11 protein-coding genes are annotated in these 12,578 nt (G+C 47.6%); all 11 read left to right on the top strand.

Annotated elements, in window-relative coordinates:
• The first annotated feature begins 17 nt into the window (after positions 1-17).
• Complete coding sequence (locus GCU39_RS03235; RefSeq protein ID WP_152392191.1) at positions 18-1,286, top strand: adenosylhomocysteinase; 1,269 nt, start codon at positions 18-20, stop codon at positions 1,284-1,286.
• A gap of 115 nt (positions 1,287-1,401) precedes the next feature.
• Positions 1,402-1,875, top strand: a complete 474-nt coding sequence (locus tag GCU39_RS32185) for a DUF4349 domain-containing protein (protein ID WP_152392192.1) — start codon at positions 1,402-1,404, stop codon at positions 1,873-1,875.
• The gene (locus GCU39_RS03245; RefSeq protein ID WP_152392193.1) at positions 1,785-2,375 is read left to right on the top strand and encodes a DUF4349 domain-containing protein; all 591 of its coding nucleotides are present in this window, start codon (positions 1,785-1,787) and stop codon (positions 2,373-2,375) included. Before GCU39_RS32185 ends, GCU39_RS03245 begins: the two co-directional genes overlap by 91 nt.
• A gap of 143 nt (positions 2,376-2,518) precedes the next feature.
• Positions 2,519-2,950: a division/cell wall cluster transcriptional repressor MraZ gene (gene mraZ / locus GCU39_RS03250; RefSeq protein WP_152392194.1), complete on the top strand. Its 432-nt coding sequence runs from the start codon at positions 2,519-2,521 to the stop codon at positions 2,948-2,950.
• A 41-nt stretch (positions 2,951-2,991) separates the two neighbouring features.
• Positions 2,992-3,945 carry a 16S rRNA (cytosine(1402)-N(4))-methyltransferase RsmH gene (gene rsmH, locus GCU39_RS03255; protein WP_193726748.1) on the top strand — a complete coding sequence of 318 codons (954 nt, stop codon included), beginning with the start codon at positions 2,992-2,994 and terminating at the stop codon, positions 3,943-3,945.
• 19 nt (positions 3,946-3,964) lie between these two features.
• Positions 3,965-4,324, top strand: a complete 360-nt coding sequence (gene ftsL / locus GCU39_RS03260) for a cell division protein FtsL (protein ID WP_152392196.1) — start codon at positions 3,965-3,967, stop codon at positions 4,322-4,324.
• Between the two features lie 50 nt (positions 4,325-4,374).
• Entirely contained in the window at positions 4,375-6,567 is a 2,193-nt protein-coding gene (locus GCU39_RS03265) for a penicillin-binding protein (RefSeq protein ID WP_227793427.1), read from the top strand.
• Between the two features lie 74 nt (positions 6,568-6,641).
• A complete protein-coding gene (locus GCU39_RS03270; RefSeq protein ID WP_152392197.1) occupies positions 6,642-8,579 on the top strand; it encodes a stage V sporulation protein D in 1,938 nt (645 codons plus the stop codon).
• A 72-nt stretch (positions 8,580-8,651) separates the two neighbouring features.
• Positions 8,652-10,142, top strand: coding sequence for a UDP-N-acetylmuramoyl-L-alanyl-D-glutamate--2,6-diaminopimelate ligase (locus tag GCU39_RS03275; protein WP_152392198.1), 1,491 nt, complete (start codon positions 8,652-8,654; stop codon positions 10,140-10,142).
• Positions 10,129-11,535, top strand: coding sequence for a UDP-N-acetylmuramoyl-tripeptide--D-alanyl-D-alanine ligase (locus tag GCU39_RS03280; protein WP_152392199.1), 1,407 nt, complete (start codon positions 10,129-10,131; stop codon positions 11,533-11,535). The genes GCU39_RS03275 and GCU39_RS03280 overlap by 14 nt, the downstream gene beginning before the upstream one ends.
• An 80-nt stretch (positions 11,536-11,615) precedes the next feature.
• Entirely contained in the window at positions 11,616-12,578 is a 963-nt protein-coding gene (gene mraY / locus GCU39_RS03285; protein ID WP_152392200.1) for a phospho-N-acetylmuramoyl-pentapeptide-transferase, read from the top strand.

The raw sequence follows: 12,578 nt of genomic DNA on the forward strand, positions 1-12,578 counted from the left end.
CTGTAGGAGGTAAGCGAATGAGTAATGCAGCACAGAACAGTATTGTAAGAGATATGTCTTTAGCGCCGGAAGGGCACCTAAAGATCAGTTGGGTAGATGCACATATGCCTGTACTGAACAGCATTCGTGAACAATTTGAGAAGGATCAGCCTTTCAAAGGGTTAAAGGTAACGATCTCCCTCCATTTGGAAGCCAAAACAGCTTATCTGGCAAAGGTTGTTCAAGCAGGTGGCGCCGAAGTTACCATTACAGGCAGCAATCCACTGTCCACACAAGACGATGTCTGTGCTGCCTTGGTCGAAGACGGGATTACCGTATTCGCGAAATATAATCCAGACCCGAAGGAATACAAAGAGCTCTTGATTAAAGCGCTTGAGACGAAGCCTGATTTGATTATTGATGATGGTGGCGATCTGGTTACGATTCTGCACTCCGAACGTCAAGATCTTCTCGCGACCGTACGCGGCGGGGCGGAAGAGACAACCACAGGTATTTTACGCTTAAAAGCACTGGAGAAAGAAGGCCAGTTGAAATTCCCGATGGTTGCGGTTAATGATGCATTCTGCAAGTATTTGTTCGATAATCGATATGGTACGGGTCAATCTGTATTTGATGGCATCAATCGGACGACGAACCTCGTCGTAGCAGGGAAGAATGTCGTCGTTGTTGGGTATGGCTGGTGCGGTAAAGGCGTAGCCATGCGTGCAAAAGGACTCGGTGCAAACGTCATTGTCACGGAAATCGATCCAATTAAAGCGGTAGAAGCATTTATGGATGGATTTACGGTATTGCCAATGATCGAAGCAGCGAAGGTCGGAGACCTATTCGTGACCGTGACAGGGAACCGTGATGTGATTCGCGGGGAGCATTATGATGTGATGAAGAATGGTGCGATTCTATCGAATGCTGGTCACTTCGATGTTGAAGTGAACAAACCCGAATTGAATGAGCGTTCCACTTCTGTTCGCACCGTTCGCCGTAATATCGAAGAGTTCCAATTGAAGGACGGACGCAAAATCTACTTACTCGCAGAAGGGCGTCTTGTCAACTTGGCAGCAGGTGACGGACATCCGGCCGAGATTATGGATATGACATTTGCGCTTCAAGCGTTAGCGCTTCGTTATGTGAATGAGCAATATGAGAGAATCGGGAATCACGTTCTGAACGTCCCTTATGAGACGGATCAAGAAGTTGCGCGTCTGAAGCTTGGATCTTTGGGCATTCAGATCGATTCGCTGTCCGATGAACAACGTGCATATTTGGATAGTTGGGCAGATCACGAGTAAGGATTGAACTTATTTTATAAAATATGGGTTTCGAAGCAACCTCCTTGGGGTACATCGCGTCTATTGGGAAAAGGTGTAAAAAACACCGCGCGATAACCAATAAGGGGGTTGTTTTGTGCGTACAAGGTTAACAAAGAGATTGAGTATGGTATTACTGCTGTGTATGGTCTTCATCAGTGTTGCGACTGGATGCAGCAGCGCTTCGAAAAGTGAAGATCTTAAGTCGAGCAGTCTCCATTCTGAATCCACAGCAGATCAATCGACAGCCGCAGCACCAGCCGAATCGAAAGCAGAGATGGCAGCAAACACAGATGCGAATGCCGATACAATTGACGCAGAATCCACAAAATCGGCACTAGGTGCTGGGGCCGATCGTTCCTTAAGTCCTTCGATGGATCAGCGGAAGCTGATCTATCAAGCGAATGTCACGATGGAAGTAAAGGACTACGGGAAGGCGCAGACCGAACTGCAGAACAAGATTCAACTTGCTGGGGGTATTTGCTCCAGTTCTCAGATCAGAAGAGCGACTATGAGCTGGGAGGCAACTTTACTTTTAAAGTACCCGCGAATGGGTTCATGGACTTCATGAAGCAGCTTGGTCAAATGGAGCATACGAAGTATGAACGGCAATTGCAAGGGCAAGATGTGACCGAAGAATATGTAGACTTGGCATCGCGACTGAAGGCCAAACAGGTTGTTGAGAAACGATTGCTTGGGTTTATGGATAAAGCAGTCAATGCAGGAGATTTGTTGAAATTCTCCTCCCAATTAGCGGAAGTTCAGGAGCAAATTGAACAAATCCAGGGTCGGATGCGTTACCTAGATCAGAACGTGGCCTACTCAACAGTTAGCTTAAGACTATACCAGCCCATTGAGTCTACCGACCCAGGGTTAGTGACAAAAGATAAGCCTTTTACAGAGCGTATGGGGATTACTTTGCAGAAAAGTATGGATGCAGTCGTCGTCTTCTTTCAAGGGCTAGTCCTTGTCCTGATTGCAATTTTCCCTTTTATTGTGATATTACTGATCGTAGGTATCCCTCTCTTGTACTATTATCGTAAGCAGAAACGCAAGAAAATAGATCTATAGAACCTTGACGAATTTAATAAGTCTCAATTATTAAAAATCCTGCATTCGTTGCAGGATTTTTGTTGTGAATGGCGAAATAGTATGACTGAAGTGGAGGAAAGTGGTGCGAAGTGGTAGATTAGGGGGAAGAGGTGGAGCGGCCGATGTTTATGGGGGAATACCAGCATACGATTGACGACAAAGGCCGAATGATCATTCCTTCTAAATTTCGCGATGCGCTAGGAACCTCCTTTATTATCACTCGCGGTTTGGATAACTGTCTTTTTGTCTATCCACGTTCAGAATGGGAAGTGCTGGAGCAGAAGCTTAAGGCGCTGCCACTGATGAAATCGGATGCCCGTGCGTTTACGCGGTTCTTTTTCTCAGGGGCGACAGAATGTGAATTGGACAAACAGGGCAGGGTAAATATACCGAATAATCTGCTGCAATATTCCAAGCTCGATAAAGATTGTGTGGTGCTTGGTGTATCGAACCGGGTAGAGATTTGGAGTAAGGAGAATTGGGAGGGTTACTTCGAGCAATCGGAGGAATCTTTCAACGAAATTGCCGAGAAACTGGTTGATTTTAATTTTTAACAGAAGTATTGCTTGAGATTTGCTAGCTAGGAGGGCTTATTTTGTTTCATCACATCACGGTATTAAAAGAAGAGGCTGTCGAAGGCCTCCGCATCAAGCCCGATGGCATCTATGTCGATTGTACATTAGGTGGAGCGGGCCACAGTTCGGTCATCGCTTCGCAGCTGAAGGCACCGGGACTCTTGATCGCACTGGATCAGGATGATACGGCGCTTGCGAATGCCAAAGTGAAGCTTGCACCTTATGAAGATCGTGTTCGATTGATTAAGACGAATTTTCGATATATAGAAGAAGTGCTTCGTGATTTGCCTGAAGTTCCACAAGTGGATGGCATACCGCAAGTCGATGGCATCTTGTTCGATTTGGGCGTATCGTCCCCACAACTGGACGAGGCGGATCGAGGATTCAGCTATAACCATGATGCGCCGCTCGATATGCGGATGGACCAAGAGGGTATGCTGACTGCGTACGATATTGTCAACACATGGTCTGAGCAGGAGATCGCGAAGATTTTGTTCGAATACGGGGAGGAGAAATTCTCGCGCCGCATTGCGAAGAACATCATAGAGGCTCGGAACGCTGCGCCAATCGAGACAACGGGACAGCTCGCTGAGCTCGTGAAGGAAGGGATTCCGGCCGCAGCGAGACGCACGGGTGGACATCCCGCGAAGCGTAGTTTCCAAGCGCTCCGCATTGCAGTGAATGATGAGCTTGGTGCATTTGAAGAGGCGTTGAACAAGACGGTACGCTGTCTTGCCCCTGGTGGCAGAGCGTCTGTTATTACGTTCCATTCGCTTGAGGACCGAATCTGTAAGCAAATTTTTGCACAGTATATCGAAAAATGTACGTGCCCTCCGGATTTCCCAATGTGTGTATGCGGCAAGAAGGGGACGTTGAAGTTAGTCAATCGGAAGCCGTATATCCCAAGTCAACGCGAGCTGGATGACAATCCGCGATCCCGCTCAGCCAAATTACGCATTGCGGAAAAGTTATAGTAATGGGGGAGTATAGTCAATGGCATATGTTCGTGGGAATTTAGCGCTAAAAGAAAAGAAGATCCAACGCACACCGGAACGGTATCGCGAGACGACGAAAGTTGTGTCGCGGAAGGGGTTACTATCCACGCAGGAGAAGCTGCTCTACCTGTTCACCATTGTTGTATGCTCCCTTGTTGCTGGTGTAATTATTTGGCGCTATGCGCAAATCTATGATCTGAACATGCAGATGCAGAAGATGAATCGTGAAGTGCAAGTGATGAAGAAGGAAATTGCTGTGCTCAAGACAGAGAAAGAGAAATTGTCGAGCCCGGCTGCGATCTATGATCGAGCTGTGGCACTTGGTTTTCAGCCCAAGTCCAAAAAAGCGGGGGATTGATTAACTCGAGGCCGTTGATGTAACGGCTGCGGATAAGGGGATGTTGGATAATGGTGAAGAGAATACGAATACGGACCATGTTTATCGGAGGATGTATTACCATCCTCTTTTTTATTCTATTAACGAGAATTTTCTGGGTTCAGGTGGTCAATGCTTCATTCTGGACGGAGAAAGCAAAAGAAACGTGGTCGACCACGGTTAAACTAAATGCGGTTCGAGGAACGATCTTCGATCGGAATATGAACACACTCGCCGTTGATGCACCGGCTTATACTGTTGCGGTCAATCCGAAGCGGATTCATGATTTGCAGATGGAAGAGCCGATTGCTGCCAAGCTGAGCGAGATTCTGAAGAAGCCGCTTCCTGAGATGTTGGCGCTGGTAACGGCCAAGAAGGATGATGGAACCTATTATGACCAGCGCGAAGTTCGCCAGGAGGGCTGGAAGATTGATCAGACACTTGCGGATAAGATCAATACCTACATCGATGAAATTCGAGAAAAAGTAGGAAAAAACGCGGACGTCGGTATTTACCTGATGAAAGAAACGAAGCGCTTCTATCCGAATGATTCATTAGCTGCACATGTTCTTGGCTATACGGATAAGCAAGGGAAAGCTGTTACAGGACTTGAAGCCTTTTTCAATAAGGATTTAGCGGGAACGAATGGTTCCATCTCTTATGATCAAGACCGCAAAGGATACAAGCTGCCTTCCGCTGACGAGATCTATAAGCCGGAGAAGGACGGTAAAAATTTGGTGTTGACGCTCGACCAGAATATTCAGCATTTTACGGAAGAAGCACTCAAGGAAGTGTATAACAAGTATCAACCGATAAGCGCCACGGCAATCGTCGCTGATCCGAGTACGATGGACATTCTTGCGATGGCCAATCTGCCGAACTATAACCCAAACAAATACTGGGAAACGACCAATCAGAAGAACTTCTATGATCATGCGATCAAATCAGTGTATGAACCAGGCTCGACATTTAAGATCATCACACTAGCTGCTGCGGTACAGGAGGGGCTATTCAATCCGAACGAGACCTATATGTCGGGACAAATAAAAGTTGGCAAGTGGCCAATACGTGACCATAAACGCGGAGGTTGGGGTGAAATTACATTCTTAGAAGGACTTAAGCGTTCGAGTAACGTCGCCTTCGTCAAGTTAGGGTATGAACGGTTACAGAAGGATAAATTGGAGAAATATTTCGAAGATTTCGGTTTTGGTCAAAAAACAGGCGTACCGTTGTTTGGCGAACAAGCAGGGTTATTGCGATTGGATTCAAATGCAGCCGTAGCCACAGCAACATTTGGTCAAGGTAGTGTCGTTGTAACACCGATTCAACAGGTTGCAGGTGTCGCGGCTGTTGCGAATGGCGGGAAGCTCATGGCGCCTCGTCTTGTCAAAGAAATCATTGATCCAACAACCAATACAACGACGAAGATCGAACCGACGATGATCAGACAAGTGATCTCGCCAGAGACTTCTCGCAAGGTTGGGGAGTATTTAGAGCAAGTTGTATCCGATAGGAAGATTGGTACAGGTAAGAGTGCATATATTGAGGGCTACCGAATCGCGGGTAAAACAGGAACGGCACAGAAACCGAAAAAAGGCGGGGGTTACGAAGCGAATAAATATGTCGTATCCTTTATCGGTTATGCACCAGTTGAGGATCCGAAATTATTGATTTATGTCATTATTGATGAACCGAATGACCAATATGTAGGCGGTGGTTCAGCAGCCGGTCCTGTATTTAAATCGATTATGAGCCAGTCCTTAAGATACCTGGGGATCGAACCTAGCACGGAACCGAAGCCAGAGACAGAAACAGAGAAGAAAGAAGACGCCAAAACAGCTAAACCTGTTGTTATTGTCCCAGATGTGCTCAAGCAGAAGGTCGTGGATGCGAAGAAGAAGCTCACCGATCAGGGCATCGCGTTTGATACGATTGGCAAGGGGAGCAACATTGTACGCCAAGTGCCGGATGCGGGAACACCAATCGCTGAAGGGAATCGCGTCTACCTGATTACCGAGGATCCCAAGAACATTACGATGCCGGATATGAAAGGGTCATCGCTTCGAGATGTGCTTGAGTTCTGCACCTTACTCGATATTTCGTATACCGTTACGGGAGAAGGTTATGTTGTAAGCCAAGAGACGACGAAAGACGGCGATAAAATTCATGTGAATTTCAAGCTCGAACCGATGACGGGGACGCCGAGCGACCCTCCGCCCAAATAGCTTGTTCTAACCCCTGTTTGTCCTGAATAGTCATGTTATGAAACCATTCATGATGGGACAGGGAGGGGTACGCTGTGAAAAGTTCAGGCGTCACAATACGGCGCAGAATTATGTTGTCATTAATCGTGATAACCGTAGGATTTGCTGCCTTGATGGGCAGGCTAGGGTTTGTGCAATTGTATAAGGGAAGTGAACTCTCCAAGGAAGCGGAAGATTCCTGGCGTCGTGAAATCCCGTTCTCTGCGAAGCGCGGCGAGATCTTGGATCGCAATGGCGTTCGACTCGCCTACAATATCAGCTCACCAAGCATATTGGCTATTCCTGTTCAAATTAAGGACAAGGAAGCTACAGCTGCAGCATTGGCGAGTGTTCTAGGGACAACGAAGGAAACGATGCTTAAATATGTCTCGAAGAAAGGTTCATTTATCGTCAACATCCAGCCGGCAGGGCGTAAAATTACGCTAGAGAAAGCACAGCAAGTTCGGGACTTGAACCTGAAAGGCATCGTCGTCGCGGAAGATAACAAACGGTATTATCCTTTTAACGAGCTTGCAGGGCAAGTGTTGGGGATTGTGGGGCTCGACGGCGGGCTTACAGGCGTAGAGAAGGTCTACGATGATAAGCTGCAAGGTCAACGTGGGAACGTGTCATTCTTATCGGATGCAGCCGGTCGTCAAATGCCGAATTCATCTGAGAAGTACACGGAGCCGCAAGATGGATTGAATTTACAATTGACACTGGACAAACATCTACAGACAATAGTAGAGCGGGAACAAGATCAAGCGATGGCTCAATTGAACCCTAAATCGATTACAACCATCGTCATGAATCCGAAAAACGGAGAGATCCTTGCGATGTCTAGTAAGCCTGGTTATGACCCGGGAAATTATCGTGATTACGCGCCTGAGTTGTATAATCGAAATCTACCTATTTGGAGTACGTATGAGCCGGGATCAACGTTTAAGATTATAACCCTGGCTGCTGCTGTTCAAGAGAAGAAAGTCAATTTGAAGTACGACCATTTCTACGATCCGGGTTATGTCGATGTGAGCGGGGCCAAGCTCCGCTGCTGGAAGAAAGGCGGCCACGGAAGCGAGACGTTCATGCAAGTCGTAGAGAACTCTTGCAACCCGGGGTTCGTGGCACTAGGACAACGCCTCGGCAAGGACAAATTGTTCGAGTACATAAAGAATTTTGGGTTTGGCCAGAAGACAGGCATTGATCTGAACGGGGAAGCGACAGGGATTCTCTTTAAGTTATCCCGTGTAGGTCCGGTTGAGCTTGCGACGACGGCTTTTGGACAGGGGGTATCGGTGACACCGATCCAACAGGTCGCTGCCGTATCTGCAGCGATTAATGGAGGATACTTGTATCAGCCTCATGTTGGCAAACGATTGATTCAACCTGAGACAGGGACGGTTCTTCAAGATATGGAATCAGAACCCGTCCGTCAAGTAATCTCAGAGGAGAGCTCCAAAATCGTTCGGGAAGCACTGGAGAGTGTCGTCGCCAAAGGGACGGGGGGCAAAGCGTTTATCGATGGGTATCGTGTTGGTGGAAAGACGGGAACGGCACAAAAGGTTATCAATGGAAGATACTCACCGAATGAGCACATCGTATCTTTTATTGGCTTCGCGCCAGCGGATGATCCGCAATTGGTCGTCTACACCGCAGTCGATAATCCGCAAGGGATTCAATTCGGGGGTTTGATCGCTGCGCCGATTGTTCGCAACATTATGGAAGATGCGTTACAATATATGGGCGTTCCGAAACGAAAGGATCAGATCGCGCATCAATATAAACCGGATGAAGTGCCGCTTGTTACGGTGCCTGATATGAAGGGGATGACCTTGGAGGACATCTATCAAGACATGAATACCAACTTCAATCTTGCCAAATCGGGTACGGGCAAAGTTGTCATCGCCCAAGCGCCTAAACCGGGAGAACGCGTGGAGAAAGGTTCCACCATTCGGATTTATATGGGCAGTGAAGCTGCCTTGCCGAATGAATAACTTAAATTTTTAAATGGATGCATTGAAATGCGCAAGGTGTAACACTTAAGGAAAATGACGGAGGGATTAGACATGTTAGTGAAAGAGCTCGTGTCGCGGTTAACTACAGCACAAATTGAAGGAGACGGGGATATTCAGATAACGGGAGTCCAGACGGACTCACGTAAGGTGCAACCAGGGGACTTGTTCATTTGTTTGCCTGGTCATACCGTCGATGGGCATGCATTCGCTGACAAGGCTGTTGCCCAGGGTGCAGTGGCACTGGTGGTCGAACATAAGCTCAATGTTCCGGTAACGCAAATTGTGGTGAAGGATTGCAGATATGCGATGGCGGTCTTCGCAGATTATTACTATGGATCGCCTAGCAAGCAGCTGAAAATGATCGGTGTGACGGGGACGAATGGCAAGACGACGACGACGTACCTGATCGAACGGATTCTAGAAGACGCGAAATTCCGTCCTGGCATCATCGGTACGATTCAGATGCGTTATGCTGGACAGCAAATAGAGATGAGCCGTACAACGCCGGAAGCGCTAGAACTGCAGCAATCGTTGCACGCCATGGTTGAAGCGGGTACTGACGCGTGCGTGATGGAGGTGTCGTCCCATGCGCTCTTGCAAGGACGTGTCAAAGGATGCCGGTTCCGTACTGCGATTTTCACGAACTTGACGCAGGATCATTTAGACTACCATAAGACGATGGAAGAATATAAAGCAGCCAAAGGGCTCTTGTTCTCGCGTCTTGGGAATGATTTTGCAGAATCGCCGGATCAACATACGTATGCGATACTGAATGCGGACGATGCGGCAAGCGACTACTTCCGTTCCATTACTTCGGCAGAAGTGATTACTTACGGTGTAGATCGGCCGTCAGATGTGCAGGCAAGTCAGATTAAGATCACATCCAAAGGTACGAAGTTCCATGTTACATCATTCCGAGGCAGTGCAGATATTGAGCTGCGTATGGTCGGAAAGTTCAATGTCTACAATGCGCTTGCAGCGATTAGTGCGGCACTTGTAGAAGGGATTTCCTTGGAGCAGATTAAAGCAAGTCTTGAATCGATCGCGGGTGTGGATGGGCGTGTCGAAGCGGTGGATGCAGGACAACCGTATGCAGTTATCGTAGATTATGCGCATACACCGGATGGGCTAGAAAATGTTCTTAAGACTGTGAAGGAATTCGCTACGGGCCGCATCCTCTGTGTCTTCGGATGTGGCGGAGATCGTGACCGTACGAAACGGCCGATTATGGGCCAGATTGCTGCAGAGTATTCGGATCATGTTCTCGTTACTTCGGATAATCCTCGCACAGAGAATCCGGATCTCATCTTGAAAGATATCGAACAAGGAATCGTAGATTATACATCGCGCCAATCGACCTATGAGCTGATTGTGGATCGCAGATCAGCGATACAAAAGGCTATTGAAATGGCAAGCTCTCACGATGTAGTATTGATTGCGGGGAAAGGGCATGAAACCTACCAGATCATCGGTCAAGAGACGTTTGATTTTGATGATCGAGAAGTTGCTAAAGAAGCGATAAGGGGCCATGAATGTGATTAAGAAAACATTGCGAGAGATTGCTAATGCATGCGGCGGGAGACTGTCGGATTTACAATATGAAGGATTACAGGTTCACGCTGTCGAGACGGATACGCGTAAACTTCATGAAGGCTGCTTGTTCGTTCCTTTTGCCGGGGAGCATTTTGACGGCCATGATTTTGTTGGCAAGGCGCTTGAGCAAGGCGCACAAGCTGCCTTCTGGCCGGAACATCGTGAACAACCTGAAGTGAACGGGGCATTGATTCTTGTCGATGACCCATTACTTGCGTTACAGCGTCTAGCTGCCTATGTGCTTCGGGAATCGGGTGTTCGAGTCGTTGGCGTGACAGGCAGCAATGGTAAGACAACGACGAAGGATATGATCGCTGCCGTCCTTAGCGCGAAATATAAAGTTCATAAGACGAACGGAAATTACAATAATCATATAGGTCTGCCGCTCACGATTCTTCAGATGGAACCCGAGACGGAAATTATTGTGCTGGAGATGGGGATGAGCAGCCGCGGTGAGATTGAGCTGTTATCGTCAATCGCATGTCCTGAGGTTGCCGTCATTACGAATATCGGCGATGCTCATTTGCTACAGCTTGGCTCTCGGGAAGAGATTGCTAGAGCGAAGGTGGAGATTATCAGTTCCTTGCGCGAAGGTGGCCTACTCATTTCGAACGGCGATGAGCCTCTTATCGCACAAGTGCTGGAGGAAGCTTCGACCGTCAAGCCGAAACAGATGGCGCAGATTCGATTTGGCTTCGAGCAGGCTAATGATATTTATGCGACAGGGGTTATGCTGAATGCGCGTGGAACGATATTTACGACGTCTGTATCGCATCAATCCAGTTACTTCATCCCGCTGTTAGGTCAGCACAATGTAGCGAATGCACTGGCTGCGATGGCGGTTGCCGAATACTTTGGTGTTCCAGAGCAAGAGATCGATAAGCAATTACGGAATCTTGTTGTAACGGGGATGCGTACGGAAGTGGTCGAAGGGGTAACAGGTCTTACGATCATAAATGACGCGTACAATGCAAGCCCGACAGCCGTTCGCGCGGCGCTGCAGCTGTTCGATTTGATGAGCGGTTTCCGCCAGAAAGCAGTCGTGCTTGGCGATATGTTAGAATTAGGACCAGAAGAAGTGAATTTGCATCGTCAGATTGGTCATGAATTCAAAGGAATCAAAATAGATTACTTGTATACCTATGGACGACTGGCTGCGGAGATTGCATCTGCTGCATCTGCCTATTTACCTGCGGATCACGTCAGAGCATTTCAAGATAAAGAAGAGCTTGCAAAGGCGCTTGTCTCCGTATTAACACCGCGTGATCTTGTTCTTGTGAAAGGTTCAAGAGGGATGAAGCTCGAAGAAGTGGTACGATCGCTAAGAGATACCGCGTTATAATAATTGTGTTTTTCTGATTCATGAATGGTTGTAATCGCAAGGATATGCGGTTTTGATCGTATTTTAGGAGTGTGACGGTAGTGGACTTTAAATTGGTATTACTTACGATCGGGGTTTCGTTTCTGTTAGCGGTGATTGCAGGACCATTATGTATTCCGCTGCTCCGAAGATTGAAATTCGGTCAGCAGATTCGACAGGATGGCCCTCAAGGGCATTTGAAAAAAGCAGGTACGCCGACAATGGGCGGTATTATTATTCTACTTGCTTTTACACTTAGCTTCTTGAAGTTCTCCGTGATGAATACGGACTTTATTGTCTTGCTCGTGGCGACATTAGGGTTCGGTCTTGTTGGATTCCTGGATGACTATATTAAAATTGTGTTCAAAAGATCGCTTGGCTTAACGGCAATGCAGAAGTTGTTCGGTCAACTGCTCTTTGCTGTCATCATATGTGCTCTCTTAATTTCGAACAATCATAGTACGGTGATTGCGATACCGGGCACTTCGGTGGCTTGGGATTTCGGCTGGTTCTACTATGTGTTCATTACGTTAATGATGCTCGCGATCAGTAATGCAGTGAATTTCACGGATGGGCTAGACGGCTTGTTATCAGGCGTTAGCGCCATTGCATTCGGGGCCTTTACGGTCGTTGCGATGCAAGTTGAAGGACATGCGTCTGCTATCGCAGCCGCAGCCATGATTGGGGCCGTACTCGGTTTTCTTGTATATAACGCGCATCCTGCCAAAGTGTTCATGGGGGATTCCGGTTCCTTGGGAATTGGCGGCGCGATTGCTGCGATTGCGATTTTGACGAAAACCGAGCTGTTGTTTATTATTATCGGAGGCGTATTTGTTATTGAGATGCTGTCCGTTATTCTTCAGGTCGGTTCCTTCAAATTGAGAGGCAAGCGGATTTTTAAGATGAGTCCGATCCATCATCACTTTGAATTGTCAGGCTGGTCAGAATGGCGCGTCGTTATTACGTTCTGGATCGTAGGCCTGCTGCTCGCAGGGCTTGGACTTTATATCAACAAGGGGTTGTAG

Origin of the sequence: Paenibacillus guangzhouensis, assembly GCF_009363075.1 — a bacterium.
GTDB classification, from domain to species: Bacteria; Bacillota; Bacilli; order Paenibacillales; family Paenibacillaceae; genus Paenibacillus_K; species Paenibacillus_K guangzhouensis.